We start from the raw sequence: 24,754 nt of genomic DNA on the forward strand, positions 1-24,754 counted from the left end.
AATGACAATTATACAAGTTCAAGCAATGCTAAAAGAGAAGAAAAAGCATATTGGTAAATTGGGCAGTATTGAGGGTGCAGATGTTTTAAACATTCAATTGCGAGCAGGTGAAAAAATTCCTGAGCATCATACAGACAATGAAGTTTTAATTATTGTTCAATTTGGGGAAGTTCGCTTTATTATTGAAGGGGTGGAAGAAATTTTAACACAGGATACCATCTTAGCCTTAAACCCATCTGAGAAGCACAGCTTAGAAGCTATTACAGATGTTCGCTTGATTGTGATTAAATTGAAATAAAAAAGCTCCTAGCGAATGGAGCTTTTTCTATGCTTCATTTTTAGCTGAACTTTAAGTGATGTTATTAAGGCAGACGCGCAATGATAGAGATGCCTTGTAGGTTTTGATTATGCTTCATAAACGTTTTACGCATAAAAAGTACGCGCTTACGAGCTTTCGAATTTATTACTACATTTTTGATGATTTTTAGAACGCCGAATAAGCCTTCATCTTCAATTAAGCGTTTCGGGTAAAGGAGATGCATAGGTGCCGTTTCTACATGTTCTATAGTAAAACCATGTTGCTTTAAAGCATCTTCCCATTCCTCTACTGTTAATGGTAGAGCATTGACCTTTATAGCTTGGACTAAATCTTTACGAATCTCTTCACGTTGAGTGCTAGTAATAGTAGATGGTGTTAAGCACATCTCATGTATGGCATAGATACCACCAGGCTTTAATAGTCTTTTTGCCTCGCTAATAATGGCATTTTTCTGTTTAGTTGATTGCATGGTCAACATGGCTTCACCGTAGACAACAGTAGCCCATGCATCTGGTAAACCAGTTTGCTCAGCACTACCAATGATACAGCGTTGATTATCCCCATTTAAATATTCTCTTACCTTTTTTGCAGCTTCCTCATCACGTTCAACGGCTATGTAGATTGGATTTTTTGCTAATGTCATTTTTGCAGTAGTGCCAAGTCCAGGTGCAAATTCTACTACATAGTCCTGTTCTTTAATGGCTAAATGTTGAAGCATTTGACATGTCATTTGAATGCCACCAGGGCGAAGTACCGTTTTTCCTAAGCTCGCTAAGAGCCAATGACCAGGCATTTTTTCGTAGTTTAAAGTTTGTTTAGTCATTTATGTATCCTCCTTTTATTGAAAATGATTATTATTCTCACTATTATAAAGGTAATATAACATTAATTACTGTGATATATGTCAAATTTGGAGGTAGATAAATGAACTGTCAAAAACAATACTGTTTTTCAAAGGTACCAATATTTCAACATCTAAAAGCACATGAAATGGAAGAAATCTCACACATTATTACACATCATCATTTTGATAAGGGAGAAATTATTTTACTCGCAGGTGACCGGAAGAAAAAATTATTTATCGTAAGGTATGGCCGTGCAAAAGTATCTCATATTTCTACAGACGGTCGGGAGTACGTTATGAGAGTTTTGGAAGCAGGAGAATTTTTTGGGGATGTTACATTGTTTAATAATGAGCCGCAAAAATCGACAGTAGAGGCACTAGAAAAAACTGAAATTTGCTCACTTGATGGTGAGGAACTGATGAAGATCTTAGCAGGTACGCCTGTTACGCTGTTTCATATGCTTGCCCAGCTTTCCTCACGATTAGAGGAGACAGAAAATCAATTGAGTGAAGCTGTTTCTAAAGAGGTAAGTGAAAGACTGGCTGCCTTTGTTTTAAAATCTGCTGCTACAGCAGGAAGCGATACATTTTTATTGACACTTACAAAAAAAGATTTAGCCTCTTTATTGAATACTACAAGAGAGACATTAAGCCGTCGTTTATCTGCATTTCAAAAGGAAGGTTATATAGAGATGACAGGAAAAAGAATTATCATAAAAAATTATGATGCTTTGGAAAATTTATTATAGTAAGACAGTTAATAGTTGATAAAATCAATGAGTTTTGAAAATATTGTCGAAATTGTGATATAGCTCATTGAAATAATGTACAAACAGTCTTATAATGAAGGTTGTAATGTCACCAAGACAAGATAAGGATGGTATTATGATGCGCTTTTTGCGATTTAAAGTAAACATTGTAATAACAAGTCATACGAATCGCTATCCAGCCCTTGTGACTGGTGATTGTGTAAGATATACGCTGTAACGACTGTTAAGTTTTACCTTAATGGTCTTTTTTACATGTAAGCAATAAAAAATAGTACTAGTGATGGCAAAGGAGAGTTCAAAATGTCAGAAACGAATAACCAAACACAGGCTGAACAAGTAACTGTGAGTAAAGAGCAATTAGATGTACTAGATCAATTATTAAAGCCTGAAGTTCAAGAATCACTTACAACTTTAGTTGAGCAATTACCAAAGTTAACTGAAATGATGACATTATTAACGAAATCATACGAGTTTGCTCAAGCTGTTGCAACAGACGAAGTGCTTAAAAATGATACTGTTGGAGCAGTAACAGAAATGGCTGGTCCTGTAGTAGGCTCTGCGAAAAACCTTGCAGCAACTGCAATTGAAGCGAAAGACCGTGCATCTGAAAGCCAAGAAGTAATTGGTTTATTCGGTCTTGTGAAAATGTTAAAAGACCCTCAAGTTCAAAATGTTTTCCGTTTTGTTAATGCTTTCTTACAAGTAAGCTCAGAACGCAAAGCTAAATAAGACTCAAGGTAAATTCAATTCGTAAGGACGGAGGATTAATTAATCATGTCAAAAGAAATCGTCATCTTAGGTGCAGGTTACGCTGGCGTTTTAACTGCATTAACAGCACGTAAGTATCTATCAGCTGATGAAGCTAAAATTACTGTAGTAAACCAATTCCCAACACACCAAATTATCACTGAGCTTCACCGTTTAGCAGGTGGTACAATTGCAGAAGGTGCTGTTGCATTACCACTTAAAAAAATCTTTAAAGGTTTAGATATCGACTTACACATTGCAAAAGTATCAAAATTCAATGTAGATAATAAAAAAGTTGATTTAGATAATGGCTATACATTAACTTACGATACGCTTGTAGTATCTTTAGGTAGCCAAACTGGATTCTTCGGTATCCCAGGATTAGAAGAAAACTCTATGGTCCTTAAATCAGTAAATGATGCTAACAAAATTAACAAGCATATCGAAGACCGCATTAAAGCATACGCACAATCTAAAGATGAAGCAGATGCAACAATCGTTATTGGCGGTGGCGGTTTAACAGGCGTTGAGCTTGTTGGTGAAATTGTGGACAACTTCCCGAAAATCGCTGCAAAACACGGTGTTAACTTTGCTGACCTTAAAATTAAACTTGTTGAAGCTGGTCCAAAAATCTTACCAGTACTTCCAGATACACTGATCCAACGCGCTACAGAAAGCTTAACAAAACGCGGTGTAGAATTTATTACAGGTACGCCTGTAACGGGTGTTGACGGCAATGTTATTTCATTAAAAGATCGTGAACCAATCGTTGCAAACACACTTGTATGGACAGGTGGGGTAGCTCCACTACCAATCGTAGGTGAATCAGGTTTAGCAGCTGATCGTGGTAAAGCAACAATTAATGAATTCTTACAATCTACTTCTCACGAAGATGTATTTGTTATTGGTGATGCATCAGTAGCTCTACCTGCTGATGGAGGTCGTCCATTATACGCTCCAACTGCACAAGTTGCATGGCAAATGGGTGAATGCGCTGGTTATAATGTATTTGCACAATACAGAAACCAAGAGATGAAATCATTCTCAGCAGTAAACTCAGGTACACTTGCAAGCTTAGGTCGTAAAGATGCTGTCGCTACAATTGGCGCAAGCAACACAGAGCTTAAAGGTCTTCCTGCAACATTAATGAAAGAAGCTTCAAATATTCGTTATTTAACACATATTAAAGCTTTATTCGGTTTAGCTTATTAATAAATAAAACACTCACTTTTATCGGGATTACGCTGATAGGAGTGAGTGTTTTTTTCTAAAAATGTATATTAATCACTTTAAATCCAGTAAACTAAATACATATTCAATAATCTACTTTCTGGGGTGATAGGCTATGTTAACAATGTTTCAATCAAAAAAAGAAGATATAGAGCAATTTAAGGCTAAAATTGATGAACTGAATGCAAAGCTAGATAAGAAGGATCATGAATTTCAGATTTTCCTCAATGAACTACATAAAGAACTAATTTCAACGATTGGACAACATGATATAGTCAATAACCAGCATATCATTTTAGGAGAGATGGTTACTGAAATATTAAAAGAATTTAATAGAGTAGAAGATAGTACAATACAATCAAATACCATATCTGGACATGCACTTGAAAAAGGTAGTTCTTTAATTGTCTCATCAGATAAAATGGTTTCTTTATCGATTGATAGCAAACAAGCGGTTAAGGAAGTACAGCATGTTATTGATGAGCTAGGTGAACAATCAAGAAAAACAACAAATAGCATGAATCATTTAAGTGAACGATCAAAGCAAATAACGGATATTGTCAAAGTGATTAGTGAGATTTCCAACCAAACTAATTTACTTGCTTTGAATGCCTCAATTGAAGCAGCACGAGCTGGCGAACATGGCAAAGGGTTTTCAGTTGTTGCAGAAGAAGTACGTAAATTAGCAGAAAATACAAAGTCAAGCACAGAAGATATTGTAAACCTTACGAAAAAAATAGAGGAACAAATCTCTGAAGCCTATGAAGATAATAAAAATAATATGCAGCTAGTAACAGAGGGCCTACAAAAAAGTACAGATACTTCTGAGCAAATCAATGCTTTACTCCAAATCATTATGAATGTGCAGGGTGAAGTGAAGGAATTGCTACAATATATTGATAGTCAAAAAATATCGACTGAGGATGTTATGAGTAAATTCCAAACAACAACAGCGCTATTTGATGAAACGAATAAAGTTTTAACAGAACATATTGATGAATCGGAAATAGTAACCAAAAAATTACTAGAAGCTGTAGATAAAGTGAAATGCTTCCCGAATAAAATGTAGATACATAAAAAAACACCATTCGATTCTTAATGAATCGAATGGTGTTTTGATTAGATTAATGGTTTGATTGGAATATTGCTTTAGTTGTTTTCTGTATGAGTTTTGGTAAAACGCCAAAGGAGTAAGGTTTGTAAACTCTCTCAGTCCATTTGTGGCCGTCTTTCCCATATACACCCATTGTAACGGAAGGGATATTTAGTGCTTTTATTTTGTCAAAGGGTAGGGGATAAAGGGTATTCCATTCTGGAAAATTATGAAGCAATTCTTGTAGTTCTTCCTCTGTCGCATGAATAGATAAGAAACTACCATCAGCTAAGTAAGGGAAGAAGCGTTTAACTTGGAATAGCTCACCTGTTTCCATAGCAACCTCTTTGACAATATGCTCAATAGTTTGTTTCAATGCTTGATCTCTTACCACATTTTCCTTTAAATAATTATGTGGTAAGAATGGTGGTGCAAAAAATAAGACAACACGAGGTTGATGTTCTGGATCGGCCTTTTGTAGGGCATCCACAAGAGCAAATGACTGTTGGCGTAATTCCTTTCCTTCATTCTTTTTCATTACCTCTGCAAGAATAGCCTCAGTTTGAACACCTTTTTCATTCAAGTATGAAATCAGTTCATCATACGTCACCACCTCAATATGCCAGGACAAAGAGCGTTTTGGGACATTGGACCATTCACTATATTTTTCATATTGAAGTTGTAAGTATTGTTCTGCTTCAGTACATGCCTGCTGTGTAACAGCTTTTAGTTTACTGACGACATGGGCTGGAGATTCTTCATATAAAAAATAGTTAAAATAAATTTGGCTTGTAGATGCTGTTTGAACTGTGTAGGATTCCTTTGTGTCACGCTGATATAAGCAAGTAGGTGGGAGTATCGTTTCACCTGTAATTTGCTCAGTCAATGCTAAGTTATTATGAATGCGTTCAGTAATTTTAGCTGCTATATAATTCGGGTCGATACCACTTAATGTATCACCCACATGTACCTCACGTCCGTAGATATAGAATGCGGGAAGAAGCTTACCAGCAACGCCTGTATAAATATAACGATGTGGATCATCCCCGTATAATGGTGTTGTAAAATCGGTATTGATTGCCATTAGAAAATCCAACCCATGTGCTATTTTTAAATGACTAAGTTCATCTAATGCATCAATAATCCCATTATGCTCTGACTCTTCACCACCATTTAAAATTAGAAGTAGGTTTCCATCTAATTCTTCAAGATGCTGTGTGAAATACTGAATATTCGCCACATGGACAGCGGCACCACTTTTCATATCTACAGCCCCACGTCCAAACATCCAATCGCCACTTTGAGCATCCTTTTGTACTTCAGCGTTTCCTTCATATTTTCCAAAGAACTCCTCAAGCTTGTAAGGGGAAAAAGCAAACTCCTTTAGATGACCATAATCCTCTATATCGACCGTATCCAAATGGGCATGATAAATAATTGTTTTCTTTGTTTCATTAGGACCTTTTACGAATGCAAAGAGATTTTTGCGTCCGATCGGATCATGCTTCACATCTGTCGTCCAAAGAAATGTAGGGTTTTCTTGGTAATAAGGGAATGCTTGCATTTTTTCATAGATGAACTCAATGATTTTCCCTTCACCATTTGTACCATTAATGCTATTAATATGGACTAATTCTTTTGTAAGCTCTTCGATATGTGTTGCAAGTGGTAATTGACTTAGTTGTTGACACATGTATATTGCTCCTTTTTTGTTCGACTACATATCATTCAAATTAGCAACCATTTCAGTTCAATTGTTTTCATTATATGAAAATTAATCCGTATAGTGGAATATGAAAATATCATATAAGAAAAACGTGTAATAGTCAATTTTAATTTTTATAAAATTCTGTTATTTATTATTAATTTATTCGCTAGGAAGTCTATTTAAATGAGTAAAAATTCGTTAAAATGAATAAAAGGAGGAGTAGTGATGATTCAATCTATTGAAAGAGCAATGTTGATTATTAATGTACTAGCTAAACAACCGAAGAAATTCTATTCTGTGCAAGATATCTACAATGAAACAGATTTACCGAGCAGTACGATTTATCGTCTATTGTATACATTAGAAACTTTCGATTTAGTAGAAAGAAATGAGGAAAAAAAGGAATTTCGTTTAGGGTATACTTGGTTACAACTAGGAATGAAAATGTACCATCATACAAATATTCGAGAAAAAGCACATCCATTATTAGAAGAGCTTGCAAATAATGTTCGTGAAACTACATATTTAAATATTCCCAAACAATTTAGCTCAATCATTATTGATAGAGTAGACAGCCCAAAAAACGTCCGAATCATAGATATGATTGGTGAAAAAATTCCTTATCCAATCGGGGCTGCCAATAAAGTGCTACTAGCCTTTTCAAGCAAAGAAATCCAAGCTACTTTTTCAGAGAATTATGAAGTGATGGAGCAACTTCAACAAATTAAAGAGATGGGCTACTCTATTAGCTACGGTGAAAAAACAAAGGGAACCGTTTCTGTTGCAGCGCCTGTTTTTGATTTGGATGAGAAACCAATTGCAGCTATCAGTGCAGAATGCTTTGAATATGATACAGATGATGAAAAATTAGAGGGTATTGTGAAAGAAGTAACCAAAACAGCCTACCTTCTCTCACAAGAACTCGGGCATATAAAATAGGTCTTTCCTATTTAAGGAAAAGACCTATTTTTATGTTCTTTAGTCATATTCATAGTAATGGGACTTAGAGGATTGTATATTTAAAAACAATAAAATAATAGCGACGATGATCATAACAAGGGAGGCACTCACGACGACAAATCGTATTGTGATTAGTTCAGCAGTAATGCCAAAAATGGCTGTTAAGAGAATGATGAAAAATGCGTCCAAGAATCCATAAATACTGCCTATTCGCCCCATGCTCTCAGATGGGATATTATTTTGATAAAAGGTATAGAATCCTGTATTTGCAAAGGCAGTCGCAAATGATAATAGAAAGCAGCCTAGAGCAGCAATAAGAAAAGTGAAGGATGAAGTAAACACCAAATAGCCTAATGCTGTTAGAAGAGATCCCATACCAATCAACCAGGCAGTGGACACTTTTTCAACAACCGCTGAATTGATGAATGAGCCAATTAATACACCTATTCCAGCAATACTAACTAAAATTCCATATTGTCCCTCTGATAAAGCAAGTATTTGAGTTGCAAAGGCAGCCTCTAAAGAATCAGTCGCTGTCATCAAGACGATGGTAGCACTAAACAATAAATAGACGCTCATTACATATATATTTTTTAAGCTAAAGCGTATGACCATTTGCCAATCATGAAATAGTACTTGGCAAAGGGATTTTTTTTCTATAGCATTATCAAACTTTAGTCGTTTAAAGGTTTCAACACTCGGCATGTTGAACGTTATACAGGCTGATAAAAATAAAGCAAAGGCATTTAAGTATATAGCCATATTGGGTGTTCCTAGTGTAAATAGAAAGCCGGCAATTGCTGGTCCAGTTAGAAAAGCCCCTGAGTCCAGCAAGCTACGTAATGAGTTAAAACGTTTCCTTTGTGCTATAGGAATTAATTTAGTGATGTAGGTCATCGAGGTTGGATGATACATAGAGCTAGCTACTGTAATGATAAAAACTAGCGTATACATCCACGCTAAGCTATAGAAGAGGGGAAGTATAACAATTAGTATAGATTGCACAAGATTTAAAGTAATCATTAAATGTTTCTTATTATAGCGATCGATAAGGCTTCCTGCCCAAAAATTAGTGTGCAAAGATGAGATTGCTCTTACAATATACAAGCCAGAGACAGCAAGAGCTGATTTTGTAAGATTTAATACAATAAGATTTAAGGCGATAAAATAAATCCATTCGCCAATACTGGAAACACCAATACTACATAATAGGATGGCAGGATAACGCCAGTTCTCTAAAGATTTCTTCATATCAATTCCTCCTTAAGCAAAGTCAAGATCTGCAAAATAAAAAATCCCACCCCCAAGACGATTAGTCTTAGGGACGAGATTGTGGAATTTATACTCACGTGGTGCCACCCTAGTTCACTACTATGTCACCATAATAGCCTTTTCAGTACGACATAATTACTTATGTTTATACTGTAACTCTATAACGGGAGTTCCCGTCGCACCATCATTCAAATAGAAGTCCAATGCGCTACTCCGAGACTTGTTTCAATAATTCGTTCTTGCTCGTTTTCAGCGACCCGAGCTCTCTGGGAAGAACAGCCTTATTTACTCTTCTCTTCAATGTATTTTTGCTAGTGTATCATATGTACATAATTTTGGTAAAGTGTGATCTGAAAATTTCGTCAATTCCTTTACTGATAATTTGTATGGTCAAGCAACAGTTGACGCAACTTTAAGTAAGTGATCGAGATTCTTCAAAATGGTAAGATCCAATGTCGTTAGTTGTACTATTTTTTCTGTGAATAGTGAGCCTTTGTTAATCGTCCTAATTGGCAAAACCACTTGTTGTTTTAGACTAGCATTATTGCTCCAGTCCATTGTCAGGAAGATTATCCATCCATTCTAAATTTAGTATATAATTTTTCTTAACAAGGAGGGAGAAATGAATGAAAGCTATTGTGATCCATGAGTTTGGTGAGGCAGAAGTTTTAAACTATATAGACTGTTCAGAGCCTACTTTGACTAAAGGCGAAGTCCTAATACGCACAACTTATACGAGTGTGAACTATGCAGATATTAAAAACCGCACAGGCAATAAAGCTAAAGCCAATTTCCCAATGATTCTTGGCTTAGATGTTGCAGGTGTTGTAGAAGAGGTCTTCGATGATAACAGTAACTTTCAAAAGGGCGACCAAGTCATCGCATTCCCTAAAAATGGAGCTTATGCAGAATTTGTTGTAGCTAAGGAACAGCTGGTTTTTAAAATTCCTAGTGATGTACCAATTGACAAGGTAGCAGATGTACCGACGGTTTCATTTTTGGCGTATATGCTAACACATCAAATAGCAGCTATTGGTCAGCATGATGCCGTCTTGATACATGCTGCTTCCGGTGGAGTAGGGACAATGCTCATCCAAATGGCAAAAAAGCTAGGGGCAAAGCAGATTATTGGGACTGTGAGTAATTTAGAGAAAGCTCCAATCGTGTATCAGCTTGGTGCAAATCATGTTCTCACATATGATCAATTCAGTACACAAGTGCATGAACTAACGGAGGGACATGGTGTTGATATTGTATTTGATTCGATAGCAGGTGCTATAACAGAGGAAAGTTTGAATTGTTTAGCGCCTTATGGCACTCTTGTACAATTCGGCAATAGTGGAGGTAGAGCTGGTAATATTAAAACATCAGATTTACATAGTAGCTGCCGTACTATAAAAGGCTTCAGCTTAGGCACGACTAGAGCTTCAAAGCCAGAAATGTTGCAACAGGTTGCACAGGCTATTTTTTCTTTAATAAAAGAAGATGGCTTTCAGGTCCCCATTGCTAAAATTTTTGCCTTAGAAGAAATGAAAAAGGCACATGAATTGATGGAAAGCCGCAAGCATCAAGGGAAAATTCTTATTAAAATATAAAAATACAAAAAGATGACACGTCAATAATAGTGCCATCTTTCCATTTCTATTAATGTTCTAATTCATTTAGTTTTTCATATATACGTCTTTTTCGGTAAAGCATCATGCCCGTTTCAGCGACATCCTGAATCATTCCTTTATTGGCATAGGCTCCAAAGACCATTCCAGCAATAGGAATCATTTGAAACAGCTTTTTCCAGCCAAGCTGATCTCGATAGGTGTAAAATACTTCCTGCCATCCTTGGAGCTGTGAAATCATATTATCAGAAGCCTTTTTCGAGCTATTCATAGTTGAAAGTTCCTGCAAAATGGCTTCTTTACCAACAATATCAGCAGAAGTAAATTGTAGACATTTCACTATGAAAACACGCTCCATCTTATCATTCGGATCATAGCCATGAATCATCGCTATTTCCTGTAATGTTTTTAAAGCAGTTCCTAAAATAACTGGAATATCAATAGCTAAAGTAAAAATGCCTCCGAAGCCAGTAGAGGCCCCTTGTACCGTAGCAAATTTTACACGTTCATTTTGTAATTTATCACTGAGAGCAATCATGTCCTCTAAAGGAATTTGCCCAATATCAGCAATCGTCAAAATATGCTGTGTAGAAGAATGGTTGCGGATTTTTTGAAGTATGGCTTGTTCATTAATTAAATATTTCCCGCCCGATTGAATATAATTGCCTAATTCATCAACTAATAAAGCAATTTTATTTTGAATAAAGGCAGGCGTCATTTTATCTAATATCTTAAAAGGTATTCTCCCTAATTTCTCCCAAAACCATAAATCCTTTTGATCCTTCTCCCACAATTGAATCTCTTGCAAATACTGTTCTAATTGCTCGCGTTTCTCCATTATTATCTAATCCCCTTATTTGTCCATATCATTTGAACTTGATTCAGCCAATGTTTATTTTCAGCGTGTCGTAATTGATATACGAAAAAATTTTTATAAGGTTTCGCTCTATTCAATGAAGATTTAGACAAACTAATGAATTCATCATGATTGCCAAACAGAAGCAAGGAGTGCAATGCCGTCATTAATTTGCTGAAGTGTCAGTCCACCATAGCCAATAATGACCTTCGCGTCAATCGTACCATTTTGATAGGAGGTAGAGCATGGATAGACTTGAATTCCTACCTCTTGAGCTAGCTGGATTGCTCTATTTTCGGCAAGATATGGAGGTAGCTTTATGACAAGATGGAGCCCAGATTTTTCACCGATCACTTGAAATTCATTTGAAAAATGTGTAGAGATGGCAGCCAGTAATGCCTGCTGTTTTTTACGATAAATCGTCCGCATTTTTGCCAAATGCTTATCGAATTGCCCTTGTGCAAGAAAATCTGCTAAAACAAGCTGGTCTACTTTGGAGACAACTGATTTTTGATCTTGATGAAAAGTCATAAACGGTATGACTAGGGATTTTGGTAGAATCATATAACTAATACGTAATGATGGAAGCAATGTTTTCGAGAATGTTCCGAAATAGATGACTCGTTGAAGCTGATCCATTTTTGCTAAAGAAGGGATTGGTAGCCCTTTATAACGATATTCAGAATCATAATCATCTTCTATAATAAGAGCCTCGTTCGAGTTAGCCCATTGTAACAATGCCGCTCTTCTTTCCATCGTCATAATCATGCCTAAAGGAAATTGATGAGCTGGTGTTGTGTATAACATGTGAATTGTTGTTGGAGGAAGTGTAACCCCTGAATTATCCACAGGAATCGCTTCTGTAGATAATCCACATTGCTGTAAAACGGCACGTACTCGTTTAAACCCTGGTTCCTCTAAGCCAACGCGAGTCGTGCCACCAAGAAAATGACAGAGAGCTTGAAGCTGGCTTTGTGTACCACTATAGACAAACACTTGTGATGCAGCACAAACAACCCCACGCGAACGTTCTACATAGCGAGCAATCTCTGTGCGTAAAGTTGCCTCTCCTTCCCAGGGGCTTGTTGATAAGTTGTTGCTATTAAAATGCTTTTTAATTAGCTTGTGCCAAACAGCATAAGGAAAAGCTTCGTTATCCACATGTCCATTCGTAAAGTCGAATTGAATGTCATTTGCGTTACTGATACTAGGAGTAAAAACAGGTGGCTGTTCTTGCTGTAGCCAATCAAATTCAAAGGGAGCGATATAATAACCAGATCTTTCTTTGCTATAAATATAGCCTTCCGCAAGTAATTGTTCGTATGCTTCCTTGATGGTGTGCACGCTCACATCCAATGTTTGAGCAAGAGCTCGTTTAGAAGGCAGTTGCGTATGTGCGTGTATTTTTTTCGTTATAATAGCGTGTTTTATTTCTTCGTAGATTTGTATATATTTCGCTGAATCCCCTGTAAATGAAATGGAAAGCTCCACAAAAATGCCTCCTTTGGTATGGTCGGTTTTTTAGTAATTGGTTATATCTATCATATCAATTTTATCGTTAAATAAGTAAAAAAGGAGTGAGCTGTAATGGAATTTATTGCATTAGAAAATGATGTGGTTAAACTAAAGCCTTTAGAGTTAAACGATTTACCGGGAATAATAGAGGCTGGGCGTTATCCAGAAATTTGGTCACATATGTCCACAACGATCAAGAAAAAGGAGGATGTGAATAACTTTGTGGAAAACGCATTAATAACAAGAAGCGGAAAAACAGAATTCCCGTTTGTAATTGTGGATAAAAAATCAGGAGATATTATAGGTTCAACTAGGTTTATGGATATTGATGATAAGCATCAGCGACTAGAAATAGGCAATACATGGCTGACTCCTGCATACTGGCGTACAGCTATAAATACGAATTGTAAATATTTATTACTGCAATATTGTTTTGAACAGCTTCATTTAAAGCGAGTTCAAATAAAAACGGATCATGAAAATATTCGTTCTCAAAAGGCCATTGAGCGTATAGGTGCCACAAAGGAAGGAATATTGCGTAATCATATGATTCGCAAGGATGGAACAACGCGGCATACTGTGATGTATAGTATCACGATTGAAGAATGGTCAAAGGTGAAAAAACATTTAGAAGAGCTATTAGTGCAATTTGGTTATAATTAGGAATAAAATGGATTTTTTTTAATCTAGAAAACCACTTTTTCTTATAAAAAGTGTCAAAAAGTAATGGGAAGGGTAGAGTACTTAAAACTTGAAAGAGGGTAATCTACTTGAAACCAAAATATACTTTAAGACAAATTTATGGTGATAATGCTGTATATACGCCAAGAACGCCGTATAGTGATAATCCGTGGATGATGGACGAACCTCATAAGCTGGATGCTTTAACCTCTAGAGAAGTAGCTATTGCTGATATCCCCGTATTAGTACACCGAGCCACACAAACAGAAAAAGCCCAGGAGCTTCATCAATTAGCAGGGTTACCTTGGATGGAACAGCCGTATAGCTATGACACACAGGAAGAATATCTGGCACAGATCCAATCTTGGTGTGAGGAAGGGAAGACAATTGTTTGTCAGTATATACATGACTTAGAGCATATGGATCGTCAATGCTATTGGATGGATGCCGAAAAGTTTAATGAGCTGAATACAAAAGCATATATCGATCATTTAATTGATAGTAAATTCATTCCAAGTCGTTTAAATGTAGAAACCTATAGACTCTCTGATGCCATAAAAAATTGGCAGCCACCTGTTGTACTAAAGCCTGGAGATGATTCCCCAACATCGGGAGGATATGGTGTCATCATTTGCCATAATAAAGAAGAGCTGACAGAAGGTATACGCCAATTTCGAATGACTGGCACTGACAGTATCATTATTGAAGAACTTTTACAAACAAAGCACAATTATAGCTGTCAATTTATTTACTGTGAGGAGCTAGGGATTCAATACTTAGGAGCTTCACAGCAAATAACAGATGACAACGGCATTTATGAAGGAAATATCATAGTAGATAAAGTACCTGAAAAAGTAATTGAGGCAGGAAAACATATAATGAAGCGTGGTGTGGAGGAAGGTTTTGTTGGTGTGGCAGGCTTTGATTTAATTGTGACAGAGGCTGGTGATGTTCAAGCCATTGACTTAAATTTCCGTCAGAATGGTTCTACCTCTATGCTGATGTTTCATGATGCTTTAGGAAAGCCCATTAATAAATTTGCTTCCTATGCTGCACAAGATCCGCAACAGAATGATCACTTCTTTCAAACAATTAAGCAATGTATAGAACAGGAAGCATTATTTCCGTTATCTTTCTATGATGGGGATTACTTTGATGAGCCCGTTGCCTCTAGATTTGTCGGCATATGGTACGCTGAAACGCTAGATGAGATTGAAAAGCTAGAGAAGGAATTATTATAGTTAAAAAGAATGGTCATTAATCGACCATTCTTTTTTTATAGATAACTGCTGCGAAAAACCAAGAAACAAGTGTCCATACAATGATTGTCAACATAGGAATGACCACATCTGGCATGGAATACGAACCTTCTAATGCCTCTGCTAAAAGTAATAATTGTGAGCTAGGCAACCATTCTGCTATTTTTAAGATTGGGTTGACAGAAGATAAAGCTAGAGCAAAAGGACCGAAAGAGAAGATTAACATTACAGGCAACACAATGATGGATGCCTCCATAATGGATTTAGCAAATAAACCACATATTGTACCTAATGCAATATAAAACAAAGCTGAAAGTAATAATGCTATTACTATGATGAAAAGATTAGCAGGCTCATAGCCAACTAGAAAAATAGTCACAGCTTCAGCTAGAATTGTAATTATTAAAACAAACAAGCTTTTACCAATTAAAATATCACCAAGTGATGCTGGGGATAGCATGAGACTGCGAAGAGTGTTTTTTTCTTTTTCCTCTGCAATTAAGCAACATTGGACATATGTTGTTACTACAGCAAAGGCCATGTTGATTGGTAGAAAATATATACTAATACTATTGGAACCAGATTGATTATATAAATAAGCCATTATTAGCGGCAGAAGCACCATCGTCGATACAGCATAGTTACGTGAAAATTCCTTATAATCCTTCACCAATATAGCTTGAATACGTGTCATTGAAAAATTCATACTAAATCACTCCCTGTTATTTGCATAAAAATATCACCCAATGTCGGCTCATTTGTATTAATTCTTGTAACTTCGTTGGAATGCATCCATTGATAAAGCTTCTCTGCATCTTGTGCACCGTTTTGTATAATCTCTTGCATGCCATTTTTGAGTTCAACTGTAATAGAATCAGAGCCAAATTCCTGTTTTAAATCCTTTGGTGCACCTATTGCTCGAATTTTTCCCTTATGAAGGAAGGCTACACGGTCACAAAGTATCTCTGCTTCGCTCATATCATGAGTGGTTAAAAAAATAGTTGTCCCCATATCATTTAATTTTCGTAAGCCATTATAAATATGCTGTGTATTGACAGGGTCTAAAGCAGAAGTAGGCTCATCTAAAAATAATAATTCAGGCTTATGCATAATAGCACGAGCAAGGGTAACACGTTGAATCATTCCTTTTGAAAGCTGACTGATCTTCTTTTTACGTTCCGCATATAAGTTTACAAAATCTAAAGCCTCTTTTACGGCAGAGTGGGATAGCTGATATAAGTTACTATAAAATAATAAATTTTCTTCAATAGATAGTCTTGTATACAAACCACTATTATCTGTTAAAATACCAAAACGTTTACGATTTTGACTTTGCTTCATTTCAGATGCTGGTTGCCCAAATAATAGGACATTACCAGCCGACTTATCTGTTTGTGCGGTTAATATTTTAATAGTAGTTGTTTTACCAGAACCACTTGGACCAAGAAAGCCAAATATTTCCCCTTTCTGAATTGTAAAAGAAACATCTTGCAATGCTGTTTCTTTATTAAATGTTTTTTTCAAGTGCTGCACATCAATCACTGTGTTCATGTGTAAACCTCCTGTTTGTTGTTGATGTCTACACTATAAGCAACAAACATAAGGTACACAGTATAAATCGGGTGAAAGGCGGAAAAATGATCCTCAGTGAAACAATATTAAAGGTGACAGGAGTCGTTTATTTCCTGGGAAATCTACTATATTCCGAGTATTTCCTTTAAATCTGCTAATTTATTTTTCGACAGTGGGACAACAGCCTTTTCAGTGCTATTGAGTGCTAGACTATAGCTGTTACGTGTCCATGTAATGATTTCACGAACCTTTTGCAGATTCACAATATAAGAACGATGGCTTCTAAAAAAGCCGAATGGTGTCAATTTTTGCTCTAGCTCATTGAGCGATAAAGTACATGGATATGCTTCTCCAGCCACATAGATAGAAACATCACCTTCAACACTTTCAATATAATCAATTTCGGGTGGATTAAATAAAATAATCTTATCATTTTTCTTTGTTGGGATTTTATCAATGCGAATTGGTGCAGATTCAATTTGCTGAGGTGATTGTTCTATTTCATCCTCCTTTACATCTAACGCATGCAAACCAGCTCCGTCTAATCTATGTATAGCTGTACTCATAATCATTAAATCTTCTAGATTGGTCGATAATAAAATGATGGTTTTTTGCTGTTTTATTTGACTATTTAATAATTGTTGGATATTTTGTTTTGAAAATTCATCTATATTTTGAAAGGGCTCTTCTAAAATTTGAATAGGTGCTTGATGGAGATACGTATTCAATAACTTTAATCGCTGTTTTTCACTATGAGAAAGCCGACTAATTCTAGTGTTTTTTTGTTCAGTAAGGCTAAAGAGCTTTAATAGATTCTCCGTTTCGTTCGTTGGACGGTTAAAAAGTCTCAATAAAAACTGGATATATTCACGAGCAGTAAGTCGCTCATATAACGCACTTTCACGAAAATGAGTATATGTATCATGTCGGTTCATAAACCATCGCATTAATGTATGTATTTTTGAAATATCTGTATAGATGCCGATAATAGTGCCAGGTTGTAAAGAAAGCTGAAAGCTCGGATAAATAACATTGCCTGCTTCAATATAGGGTTCAACCTGAATATCAATATTTTGTTCCATGTTTATTCCTCCTGAAATTTTCTAGCTTGTAAAAAGCTTCGGATGTCATTGTGTGCCTGCAAGTAGCTCCTTTGGCAATAATTAGAGTTAGAGGCGTCCATAAAACCATGTAAACCCTGATATTGTTTGGTCTGAACATTCGGTATGCGACCAAGTGCATTCTTTAATATTTGCACATCAAAACTACTTTCATAGCTAGGTAAAACGACTAAAGTTGGACATGCTGGTAGGATATCGAAGTATTGACGTATACGTGAACCATACACACAAATGACGCGGTGTAGGGGGAGTGTGGCTAATCGCCAAGCTAAAGTTGCACCTACGCTATAACCAATTAATACCACTTCATTATAATTCTGAGATGCCTCCAGTATTTTTTGAGAAAGTAGCTCTAGAGGGGCATCGAAGCCAACTGTCTGCATGTAAAATTCATATGCTTGCTTTTCTTGCTCATATGAAAAGGATAAACCATCTGAATAGAGCGAAATACAGGAAACGGAAGTGTTTTCATCACTATATGTTTGGACTTGTTCTTTTATAAAATGATTAACTCCATATATTTCATGTAATATAAAAATTTTTCTCCTCATTATTGCCCTCTATTATCTTTTTTCCAATAGTGTATCAAAAAGTAAGTATAACGTATATTTAACGTTAAAATGAACAGTGATAACCTCGTTCAAAAAGTACAATGCTGGACATTTTTACGTTTATGGATAAAAAAACACAAATTTGTTCATCGAGTATTATATGTACTCAAAAAATTGAATTTGCTATCATCTTTTTGATAATGATTCTCATTATTTTGCTAGAAAATTAAAGGAGGACATACAATGAAGAAGCCGTGGATAATGGTGCTGTTCACTTTGTTACTATCAGTCTTGCTAGTAGCATGTAATAATGCCGAAGAGAAGGTAGCGAATCAAACCCAAAAAGAAAAAGAGGAAATAAAGGAAGAACCGTCCATTTATCCTCTAACATATACAGACGCTTTAGGGAAGGAAGTAATAATTGAGAAAGAGCCGAAACGTGTTATTTCTTTGATGCATGTATTATACCCAGATGTTCTATTAGCATTAGATACCAAGCCAATAGGTATAGCAAATGCTGATACTATGTTTAATTTATGGGAAGCCTATCAATCTTTTGTGGAAGAACAAACATTTACTGATATTGGGGATGTTAGAAGCCCAAGTCTTGAAAAAATACTAGAACTAAAACCAGATTTAATTTTGGCTGCTTCAGGTGTTCATGATCAGCTATATGACCAATTGTCAGCCATAGCACCTGTTGTGTATTTAAATCAAAGAGCGATGTCTACTGATCAAGAGTTAGCTGTAACGGAAATTTCAAAGGTATTGGGGAAAGAGCAACAAGGAAAGGCACTGCTAGAAGAAGTAAGCAAAAAAATCACAGATGGCCGAGAAGCTTTGAAGAATTTTACAGCCAAAGGAGAAACTGTAGTCTTTACATCCGTAAATACGAAAGAAGGGTTTTGGATATATGGGAAAAATATTGCGCCAACGAATCCTGAACATGGTTTAGGAATTAAAGTTCCACAAAATTACCCAGAAGATATGACAAAGGAAGTAAGTATGGAGGGGATGTCAGTCTTAAACCCAGATCATCTATTTATTTTCCTTGATAAAAGTGGAATTACCATGAGTGAAGAGGAATTTTTAAAATCCTATGAAGAAAGCGCGGTATGGAAGAACATCAATGCAGTTAAAAATAAAAATATTTATATAGTCGATCGTTCTTTATTTGCACAGGATGCACCAATTGCAACTATGTATGGAATTGATATAGTAGTAGATTTGTTAAAAGATAAATATGATTAAAATGAAATAGTATGCCTAGTGCATACTATTTCTTTAAGAATATTAAAAAATGGTGACAGGATATGTATTATTATTATGTTTTGTAATAATTTTATTTGATAATGATTATCATTATCGTATAATGGAATTAAGGAGGAAGTTCAAAGTAGTTTAGACAATTAGAAATACACAGTAGGGCTGTCATGCAATGTTAGTCCAATTGTTGAGATAGGTAATGACAAATTGAAAGGTGTGTTAAGTATTGTTAGAACAAGAATTGTATGATGTAACAATCATTGGTGGTGGGCCCGCAGGTCTATATTCTAGTTTTTACTGTGGTTTACGAGAAATGAAAACGAAGCTAATTGAATCACAACCACAGCTAGGCGGTAAAATTCATGTTTACCCAGAGAAAATGATTTGGGATGTTGGGGGTGTAACGCCTATTTCAGGGGGACAACTAATTAAGCAATTAGTTGAGCAAGCCTTAACGTTTAACCCTTCTATTTATACAGATGAAAAAGTGCTGTCCATTGCCAAAAATGAAGATGGCATTTTTATGATCACTGCGGAGTCAGGAAACATTCATTATTCCAAAACGGTTATTGTCGCTATTGGCGGAGGTATCCTGAATCCTCAAAAAATTGAAATTGAAGGCGCTGAACGCTTTGAAGTTTCTAATTTAAATTACACAATTAAATCCTATGAAAAATTTAAGAATAAGGCAGTTATTATTTCCGGTGGTGGTAACACTGCTGTAGACTGGGCATTAGAGTTAATGGAAGTAGCTTCCAAAGTCTATTTAACATATCGAAAAGATACATTGTCTGCACATGAGGCTCAAATTACAGAGCTTACAAATAGTTCTATTGAATGCCATTTCAATTCTGAAATTACGAAACTGATTGCAGACGATCAAGCAGGAATGATTAAAGCGATTTCTTTAACTAATCATGAAACAGGCACTGTAACAGAGATTCCTATTGACGAAGTGGTCATCAGTCATGGATATGTACGTGATAAGGAGCTATTAGATAATAGTCCGTTAGCCATTGACCGTAAAAATGATTATTTTATAGCTGGTTCGATTAATAGTGAATCGTCCATTCCGGGCCTTTATGCAGCAGGTGATATTCTTCACCATGATGGTAAAATCCATTTAATTGCAGCTGCCTTCCACGATGCACTCCATGCAGTAAATAGTGCGAAGAAATATATTCAACCTGATGCTTCTGAGGGCGGTATCGTTTCCTCACATAATGATATTTTCAAACAACGTAATCGCAAGCTACTACAGGAAAGTTTAAAATAATCGATTTTAGGAGCACTGATGCATTGTTGGTGTTCCTTTCTTTTTCTCTTAATACTATGAAGTGAAGGAGAGCATTCAAAATGGATATACAAGAAATCATAGAATTTTACACAACTGCTCCATTAACATTTTTGGATGTGATTACGGAGAAGATTTCCTCCGAAACGGTCGTTACGAATTACAAGACGATGACGAATGCAGCTGGTTTAATGTTTCCTATCAATGGAGTAGCAGATGTTAAAATTGAAGGCAAAAATTACCGATTAGAAAAAGGGCAGATTATCCATGCGGGTCCAAACTTATCTATCCAACGAACAATTACAAGCGATACTAAATTCGAGTATGCTGTCATTCATTTTCAACTATCAGACGGAGAAAATTCAAAGTTTCCACTCTACAATCGTCATTTTGCCTTACAGGTAGGAGAGCAGCTAAAATTAATGAATTTGTTGCAGCAATTAATACAAAATTATGTCATGGGTAGTCATTTATCATTTCTTCAATCGAAAGCTCTTTTTTTTAATATTTTAGAAGAAATCATTTTAGTCATTAAAATGAGGGATTATCAATATAAAAAAGAAAATATAACGTTAATTACGGAGTATATGCAAGAAAACTATACAAAGAATATGACTGTTATGGATATCGCGAATCATTTTAAAATGGAAAGAAGGAAACTGTCCTATCTATTTGAGAAAAAAATGGGTGTTAGCCCGAATGTTTATCTTACTGTTTTGCGTATTCAAAAATCTAAAGTATTATTGAGAACTTCTCATTTATCTGTTAAAGATATTGCGGAAAAAGTGGGTTACACAGATTACTTTTATTTTAGCCGTGTATTTAAAAAAATAACAGGTTTATCGCCTAGCCAATTTCGTAAACATATAAACTAACAAACACCTAGTGAAAAATAACTTTCATTAGGTGTTTTTCATCTAAAAAGAACATATCTTTCCCTTTTTTGGACAACCTAAGCTAGAAAAAATAACATGAGGTGATGATCATGAAAATAGAAAGGTCGTCCGAGTGGGAAGAAGGCTTTAGCAATCGATTAAATCATCTTGAACAATGGCAGAGCTGGACATTATATAAGATGAACTATGATATTGTGAAAAGGAAATTAATCCCTGATTTTACGGGATTACAAGCAACTAAGTATTTACCGCACTTAAAACCATTAGTACACCAGTTAGAAGCGGCTGAAACAGTTATTGAGCGCATGAATGGAAAAGCGATTTTAGCCGATGAAGTAGGTCTTGGTAAAACGATTGAAGCGGGCTTAATTTTAAAGGAATACCTTATTCGAGGCCTTGTTAAAAGGGCATTAATTTTAGCACCTGCTTCTCTCATTAATCAGTGGATTGAAGAGTTAAATTTAAAATTTCATATACCGGCCATCGCCTATAAGAAAAATTGTCCAATAGAGCGCTACGATGTCCTCATTATGAGTATGGATACGGCTAAAAAAAGTCCCCATAAAGAGCGCATTTATGAGCAGGATTACGACATGATTATTATTGATGAGGCACATAAATTAAAGAATAATAAAACACAAATTTATGAGTTCGTACAAGGGTTAAAGAAAAAGTTTTGCTTATTATTAACAGCCACACCTATTCAGAACGATGTGTTCGAACTGTATTATTTAATTTCCTTATTAAAGCCAGGGCATTTAGGGAATTACGATACATTCCAGTCAGCCTTCTCTGCTAGTAAGCATCATTTAGAACATGATGATTATTTAAAAGAATTGGTCAATCAGGTAATGGTGAGAAATCGGCGAGAAGATACAGGGATTGAATGGACAAATCGCTGTGTTCAAATTGTACCGATTACATTTACGGAGGCAGAGAGGGAAGTTTACGATTTGCTTGGAGCCCTTGAAAATACAGGTTCCTTTTCATTAATTACTTTACAAAAGGAAATGTGTAGTAGCAAGGAAGCCACAGCATTAACACTAACGAATATGCTAGATGATCATGTGCAGCCACAAGAACTTGAAGCGATTTTAGCAAAGCTTATGGCCTTAGAAGTAAATTCAAAGGCGGAGAAAACGCTAGAAATCGTAAAACAAGCAGATGACAAGGTTATTATTTTTACAGAGTATCGGGCTACTCAAGTTTATTTACAATGGTATTTGCATACTAATGGCATAACGAGTGTCCTGTTTAATGGGAAGTTCAATAAAAGCAAACGAGATTATATGAAGCATCTCTTTAAAGAGAGAGCACAGGTACTCATCGCAACTGAGGCAGGAGGCGAAGGAATCAACCTTCAATTTTGTCATCATGTCATCAACTATGATCTACCATGGAATCCAATGAAGCTAGAGCAACGTATTGGTCGTGTCCATCGTTTGGGACAGGAGCATGACGTCCATATTTATAATCTTGCGATTGAAAATACCATTGAAGAAAAAATATTGGAGTTACTTCATACAAAAATTGATGTGTTCGAGAAAGTGGTTGGCGATTTAGATGCGATTTTAACAAACTTTAAAGAATCTGTATGAGGTAAGGAGGGGCAACCATGTATCCGCAACAAGTCCATCACTATTTAAAAGAATTTTTTAACGAGAATGACTGCGCTATTTTAGGTGAAGAGGATCATTATTTAACAGTTCAACTAACGGTGGATATTGATAAAAGGATTATGAATAGGCCATTTTATTGGCAGTATATTGAAGCGACTAATAGTGAGCCAAACCCAGCTCAAGTAACCTTCATAACAAATCAAACGTCAATAGCTGGTAACTTATTTGGAGAGGCCATTCATTACGGCTCACCACGTTTAAATCAGCTATTTGTAGCAACAAAAGAATTAGGAGCCTATGTTCAACTGTTTGAAAAGGTGGATAGTGCAATGGGTCAGGTCATCCTAACACCTTGGTTAGGTGTTAACTTTAAAGTTTCTTATTGCTGTGATCGCACAAAAGAAATGCTTTATTCATTTGGTATCAATTTATTGACAGGTGTGGTAAAGGAAGACTTTCATGAAACGATTTGTACCTCAGAATTCGACATGGAGCCCGCAGATAATGTATTTCATGTGCAATATATTATTAAGCCACTTCGAGCACTGGAACGACTACATGCAGCAGTTGAAGCCATCATTGAACAAGATGATCATTCATGGGCAATTGAAGCACAGAAACGTTGGCAACGAGATCAACGAGTCTTAGATTATTTTTATGAGGATGTGGAGGATAAACCTGAATGCTATGAAATTGAACGCAAAGCATTAGAGGAGCAATACGAATCTAAAATTAAAATTGAAATCATTAATGGGGGGGTATTTTATCTCTTTTAAATGTGGAGCTGTCCAGTATAAAGACAGCTCCTTTTTTGCTTTAATCCTCTTCAACCATTCTTTGAAGCTGCACCAATTTATTGTCCCAAAATAAATGGAAGTACTGAAGCCAATCTTCAATTTCCTGCAAACGCTCACTATGCAAAGTATAGATTTTTTCTCGACCCTTTTTTTCAGCAGAAATGAGCTCAGCCTGCTCTAATATTTTTAAATGCTTTACGACAGCAGTTCGACTAATAGCAAAGTGCTCAGAAATATTGGAAATAGGTCTATCACTTGCGGCAAGTATCTGTAAAATATTCCTTCTTGTGGGATCAGCAATGGCTTGAAAAACATCATATTTTACGGCTGATTGAGTCATTAGGATTCGGCAATCTCTTTTAATTTATGCTGAATAAGTATTGTCCAGCCGTCATCCATTTTTGTCCGAATAGCTTCAGCAGCAGTATTCGCTTTAGGAATAATATGAGAAGCTTCCTTCCAGCCACCATGCGTTAACGTAAATTCTGTTTGATCGCCAACCTCTTTTAGCTCAAAAGTGACGAACCATCCATCTTGATCCCAGGCAAAACGTAAATAATATGGTGCTTCGACACGTTCTACTTTACAGGGTGAAGGACCAAACGGTGATTGAATAGTGAATTCATGTCCTTCGATTGGTTGAAAATCATTTGGCATAAACCATGAAGCAATTTTTTCAGCGGTTGCGACTGTCTCCCACACTTTTTCAATAGGGGCATTCAAAGTAATCGTTTTGACAATATCCTGTAATTTTTCAGTCATGTATAGTTA

25 protein-coding genes and 1 other annotated feature are annotated in these 24,754 nt (G+C 35.9%); of the genes, 14 read left to right on the forward strand and 11 right to left on the reverse strand.

Annotation, left to right across the window (positions count from 1 at the left end; all coding sequences use genetic code 11):
- The first annotated feature begins 1 nt into the window (after nt 1).
- Nucleotides 2-298: a cupin domain-containing protein gene (locus NST76_RS01545; protein ID WP_036118016.1), complete on the forward strand. Its 297-nt coding sequence runs from the start codon at nt 2-4 to the stop codon at nt 296-298.
- Nucleotides 299-362: 64 nt separating this feature from the next.
- Here NST76_RS01545 and NST76_RS01550 read toward each other — a convergent pair whose 3' ends face one another.
- Nucleotides 363-1,142: a class I SAM-dependent methyltransferase gene (locus NST76_RS01550; protein ID WP_342544544.1), complete on the reverse strand. Its 780-nt coding sequence runs from the start codon at nt 1,140-1,142 to the stop codon at nt 363-365.
- Nucleotides 1,143-1,243: 101 nt separating this feature from the next.
- On the opposite strand from NST76_RS01550, the gene NST76_RS01555 reads away from it, so the two are divergent.
- The 4 genes from NST76_RS01555 to NST76_RS01570 all read left to right on the forward strand — a co-directional run bounded on the left by NST76_RS01555 (nt 1,244) and on the right by NST76_RS01570 (nt 4,979).
- Complete coding sequence (locus NST76_RS01555) at nt 1,244-1,912, forward strand: Crp/Fnr family transcriptional regulator (protein ID WP_036118011.1); 669 nt, start codon at nt 1,244-1,246, stop codon at nt 1,910-1,912.
- Nucleotides 1,913-2,233: 321 nt separating this feature from the next.
- Complete coding sequence (locus tag NST76_RS01560) at nt 2,234-2,662, forward strand: DUF1641 domain-containing protein (protein ID WP_036118008.1); 429 nt, start codon at nt 2,234-2,236, stop codon at nt 2,660-2,662.
- A 45-nt stretch (nt 2,663-2,707) separates the two neighbouring features.
- On the forward strand, nt 2,708-3,892 hold the full coding sequence (locus NST76_RS01565) for an NAD(P)/FAD-dependent oxidoreductase (RefSeq protein ID WP_101966972.1): 1,185 nt from the start codon (nt 2,708-2,710) through the stop codon (nt 3,890-3,892).
- A 133-nt stretch (nt 3,893-4,025) separates the two neighbouring features.
- The gene (locus NST76_RS01570) at nt 4,026-4,979 is read left to right on the forward strand and encodes a methyl-accepting chemotaxis protein (protein ID WP_036118002.1); all 954 of its coding nucleotides are present in this window, start codon (nt 4,026-4,028) and stop codon (nt 4,977-4,979) included.
- A gap of 55 nt (nt 4,980-5,034) precedes the next feature.
- On the opposite strand, the gene NST76_RS01575 is transcribed toward NST76_RS01570, so the two are convergent.
- Entirely contained in the window at nt 5,035-6,696 is a 1,662-nt protein-coding gene (locus tag NST76_RS01575) for a M20/M25/M40 family metallo-hydrolase (RefSeq protein ID WP_089933109.1), read from the reverse strand.
- Between the two features lie 240 nt (nt 6,697-6,936).
- On the opposite strand from NST76_RS01575, the gene NST76_RS01580 reads away from it, so the two are divergent.
- Nucleotides 6,937-7,650: an IclR family transcriptional regulator gene (locus tag NST76_RS01580; RefSeq protein WP_058843989.1), complete on the forward strand. Its 714-nt coding sequence runs from the start codon at nt 6,937-6,939 to the stop codon at nt 7,648-7,650.
- A 39-nt stretch (nt 7,651-7,689) separates the two neighbouring features.
- On the opposite strand, the gene NST76_RS01585 is transcribed toward NST76_RS01580, so the two are convergent.
- Nucleotides 7,690-8,922, reverse strand: coding sequence for an MFS transporter (locus NST76_RS01585; protein WP_342544545.1), 1,233 nt, complete (start codon nt 8,920-8,922; stop codon nt 7,690-7,692).
- A 66-nt stretch (nt 8,923-8,988) separates the two neighbouring features.
- Nucleotides 8,989-9,253, reverse strand: a binding site (T-box leader).
- A gap of 316 nt (nt 9,254-9,569) precedes the next feature.
- Between NST76_RS01585 and NST76_RS01590 the strand changes: the two genes are divergently transcribed.
- Nucleotides 9,570-10,538, forward strand: coding sequence for a zinc-binding dehydrogenase (locus NST76_RS01590; RefSeq protein ID WP_271912151.1), 969 nt, complete (start codon nt 9,570-9,572; stop codon nt 10,536-10,538).
- Between the two features lie 49 nt (nt 10,539-10,587).
- Here NST76_RS01590 and NST76_RS01595 read toward each other — a convergent pair whose 3' ends face one another.
- Both NST76_RS01595 and NST76_RS01600 read right to left on the reverse strand, forming a co-directional pair.
- A complete protein-coding gene (locus NST76_RS01595; RefSeq protein ID WP_036117986.1) occupies nt 10,588-11,394 on the reverse strand; it encodes an EcsC family protein in 807 nt (268 codons plus the stop codon).
- A 144-nt stretch (nt 11,395-11,538) separates the two neighbouring features.
- The gene (locus tag NST76_RS01600; protein ID WP_340809708.1) at nt 11,539-12,903 is read right to left on the reverse strand and encodes a PLP-dependent aminotransferase family protein; all 1,365 of its coding nucleotides are present in this window, start codon (nt 12,901-12,903) and stop codon (nt 11,539-11,541) included.
- A gap of 96 nt (nt 12,904-12,999) precedes the next feature.
- On the opposite strand from NST76_RS01600, the gene NST76_RS01605 reads away from it, so the two are divergent.
- A complete protein-coding gene (locus NST76_RS01605) occupies nt 13,000-13,590 on the forward strand; it encodes a GNAT family protein (protein WP_058843984.1) in 591 nt (196 codons plus the stop codon).
- A 107-nt stretch (nt 13,591-13,697) separates the two neighbouring features.
- On the forward strand, nt 13,698-14,849 hold the full coding sequence (locus tag NST76_RS01610; RefSeq protein ID WP_089933104.1) for an ATP-grasp domain-containing protein: 1,152 nt from the start codon (nt 13,698-13,700) through the stop codon (nt 14,847-14,849).
- Nucleotides 14,850-14,865: 16 nt separating this feature from the next.
- Here NST76_RS01610 and NST76_RS01615 read toward each other — a convergent pair whose 3' ends face one another.
- From NST76_RS01615 to NST76_RS01630, 4 genes are all read right to left on the reverse strand, one after another.
- Nucleotides 14,866-15,573, reverse strand: coding sequence for an ABC transporter permease (locus tag NST76_RS01615; protein ID WP_340809709.1), 708 nt, complete (start codon nt 15,571-15,573; stop codon nt 14,866-14,868).
- The gene (locus tag NST76_RS01620; protein WP_036117970.1) at nt 15,570-16,418 is read right to left on the reverse strand and encodes an ABC transporter ATP-binding protein; all 849 of its coding nucleotides are present in this window, start codon (nt 16,416-16,418) and stop codon (nt 15,570-15,572) included. The genes NST76_RS01615 and NST76_RS01620 overlap by 4 nt, the downstream gene beginning before the upstream one ends.
- A 146-nt stretch (nt 16,419-16,564) precedes the next feature.
- Nucleotides 16,565-17,521, reverse strand: a complete 957-nt coding sequence (locus NST76_RS01625) for a LytTR family transcriptional regulator DNA-binding domain-containing protein (protein WP_036117963.1) — start codon at nt 17,519-17,521, stop codon at nt 16,565-16,567.
- Between the two features lie 2 nt (nt 17,522-17,523).
- Nucleotides 17,524-18,111 (reverse strand): dienelactone hydrolase family protein, encoded by a 588-nt coding sequence (locus tag NST76_RS01630; protein WP_340812446.1) that lies wholly within the window; start codon nt 18,109-18,111, stop codon nt 17,524-17,526.
- A 243-nt stretch (nt 18,112-18,354) separates the two neighbouring features.
- Here NST76_RS01630 and NST76_RS01635 point away from each other — a divergent pair, with 243 nt between their 5' ends.
- The 5 genes from NST76_RS01635 to NST76_RS01655 all read left to right on the forward strand — a co-directional run bounded on the left by NST76_RS01635 (nt 18,355) and on the right by NST76_RS01655 (nt 23,962).
- A complete protein-coding gene (locus NST76_RS01635; protein WP_342544549.1) occupies nt 18,355-19,362 on the forward strand; it encodes an iron-siderophore ABC transporter substrate-binding protein in 1,008 nt (335 codons plus the stop codon).
- A gap of 241 nt (nt 19,363-19,603) precedes the next feature.
- Nucleotides 19,604-20,653 (forward strand): NAD(P)/FAD-dependent oxidoreductase, encoded by a 1,050-nt coding sequence (locus tag NST76_RS01640; protein ID WP_036117955.1) that lies wholly within the window; start codon nt 19,604-19,606, stop codon nt 20,651-20,653.
- Nucleotides 20,654-20,733: 80 nt separating this feature from the next.
- On the forward strand, nt 20,734-21,546 hold the full coding sequence (locus NST76_RS01645; RefSeq protein WP_342544550.1) for an AraC family transcriptional regulator: 813 nt from the start codon (nt 20,734-20,736) through the stop codon (nt 21,544-21,546).
- Nucleotides 21,547-21,650: 104 nt separating this feature from the next.
- Nucleotides 21,651-23,165 (forward strand): SNF2-related protein, encoded by a 1,515-nt coding sequence (locus NST76_RS01650; protein WP_058843977.1) that lies wholly within the window; start codon nt 21,651-21,653, stop codon nt 23,163-23,165.
- 17 nt (nt 23,166-23,182) lie between these two features.
- Nucleotides 23,183-23,962: a YqhG family protein gene (locus tag NST76_RS01655; protein WP_036117946.1), complete on the forward strand. Its 780-nt coding sequence runs from the start codon at nt 23,183-23,185 to the stop codon at nt 23,960-23,962.
- A gap of 40 nt (nt 23,963-24,002) precedes the next feature.
- On the opposite strand, the gene NST76_RS01660 is transcribed toward NST76_RS01655, so the two are convergent.
- Entirely contained in the window at nt 24,003-24,323 is a 321-nt protein-coding gene (locus NST76_RS01660; protein ID WP_271912159.1) for a metalloregulator ArsR/SmtB family transcription factor, read from the reverse strand.
- The gene (locus NST76_RS01665; protein ID WP_036117940.1) at nt 24,323-24,745 is read right to left on the reverse strand and encodes an SRPBCC domain-containing protein; all 423 of its coding nucleotides are present in this window, start codon (nt 24,743-24,745) and stop codon (nt 24,323-24,325) included. The genes NST76_RS01660 and NST76_RS01665 overlap by 1 nt, the downstream gene beginning before the upstream one ends.
- Between the last annotated feature and the right edge of the window lie 9 nt (nt 24,746-24,754).

This window comes from Lysinibacillus sp. FSL W7-1291, assembly GCF_038593415.1.
Classification (GTDB): domain Bacteria; phylum Bacillota; class Bacilli; order Bacillales_A; family Planococcaceae; genus Lysinibacillus; species Lysinibacillus fusiformis_D.

Excerpts from the sequence above, each read along its gene's own strand:
- NST76_RS01545 (WP_036118016.1), top strand. The coding sequence starts at position 2 with ATGACAATTATACAAGTTCAAGCAATGCTAAAAGAGAAGAAAAAGCAT.
- NST76_RS01550 (WP_342544544.1), bottom strand. The coding sequence starts at position 1,142 with ATGACTAAACAAACTTTAAACTACGAAAAAATGCCTGGTCATTGGCTC.
- NST76_RS01555 (WP_036118011.1), top strand. The coding sequence starts at position 1,244 with ATGAACTGTCAAAAACAATACTGTTTTTCAAAGGTACCAATATTTCAA.
- NST76_RS01560 (WP_036118008.1), top strand. The coding sequence starts at position 2,234 with ATGTCAGAAACGAATAACCAAACACAGGCTGAACAAGTAACTGTGAGT.
- NST76_RS01565 (WP_101966972.1), top strand. The coding sequence starts at position 2,708 with ATGTCAAAAGAAATCGTCATCTTAGGTGCAGGTTACGCTGGCGTTTTA.
- NST76_RS01570 (WP_036118002.1), top strand. The coding sequence starts at position 4,026 with ATGTTAACAATGTTTCAATCAAAAAAAGAAGATATAGAGCAATTTAAG.
- NST76_RS01575 (WP_089933109.1), bottom strand. The coding sequence starts at position 6,696 with ATGTGTCAACAACTAAGTCAATTACCACTTGCAACACATATCGAAGAG.
- NST76_RS01580 (WP_058843989.1), top strand. The coding sequence starts at position 6,937 with ATGATTCAATCTATTGAAAGAGCAATGTTGATTATTAATGTACTAGCT.
- NST76_RS01585 (WP_342544545.1), bottom strand. The coding sequence starts at position 8,922 with ATGAAGAAATCTTTAGAGAACTGGCGTTATCCTGCCATCCTATTATGT.
- NST76_RS01590 (WP_271912151.1), top strand. The coding sequence starts at position 9,570 with ATGAAAGCTATTGTGATCCATGAGTTTGGTGAGGCAGAAGTTTTAAAC.
- NST76_RS01595 (WP_036117986.1), bottom strand. The coding sequence starts at position 11,394 with ATGGAGAAACGCGAGCAATTAGAACAGTATTTGCAAGAGATTCAATTG.
- NST76_RS01605 (WP_058843984.1), top strand. The coding sequence starts at position 13,000 with ATGGAATTTATTGCATTAGAAAATGATGTGGTTAAACTAAAGCCTTTA.
- NST76_RS01615 (WP_340809709.1), bottom strand. The coding sequence starts at position 15,573 with ATGAATTTTTCAATGACACGTATTCAAGCTATATTGGTGAAGGATTAT.
- NST76_RS01620 (WP_036117970.1), bottom strand. The coding sequence starts at position 16,418 with ATGAACACAGTGATTGATGTGCAGCACTTGAAAAAAACATTTAATAAA.
- NST76_RS01625 (WP_036117963.1), bottom strand. The coding sequence starts at position 17,521 with ATGGAACAAAATATTGATATTCAGGTTGAACCCTATATTGAAGCAGGC.
- NST76_RS01630 (WP_340812446.1), bottom strand. The coding sequence starts at position 18,111 with ATGAGGAGAAAAATTTTTATATTACATGAAATATATGGAGTTAATCAT.
- NST76_RS01635 (WP_342544549.1), top strand. The coding sequence starts at position 18,355 with ATGAAGAAGCCGTGGATAATGGTGCTGTTCACTTTGTTACTATCAGTC.
- NST76_RS01645 (WP_342544550.1), top strand. The coding sequence starts at position 20,734 with ATGGATATACAAGAAATCATAGAATTTTACACAACTGCTCCATTAACA.
- NST76_RS01650 (WP_058843977.1), top strand. The coding sequence starts at position 21,651 with ATGATCATGAAAATAGAAAGGTCGTCCGAGTGGGAAGAAGGCTTTAGC.
- NST76_RS01655 (WP_036117946.1), top strand. The coding sequence starts at position 23,183 with ATGTATCCGCAACAAGTCCATCACTATTTAAAAGAATTTTTTAACGAG.
- NST76_RS01660 (WP_271912159.1), bottom strand. The coding sequence starts at position 24,323 with ATGACTCAATCAGCCGTAAAATATGATGTTTTTCAAGCCATTGCTGAT.
- NST76_RS01665 (WP_036117940.1), bottom strand. The coding sequence starts at position 24,745 with ATGACTGAAAAATTACAGGATATTGTCAAAACGATTACTTTGAATGCC.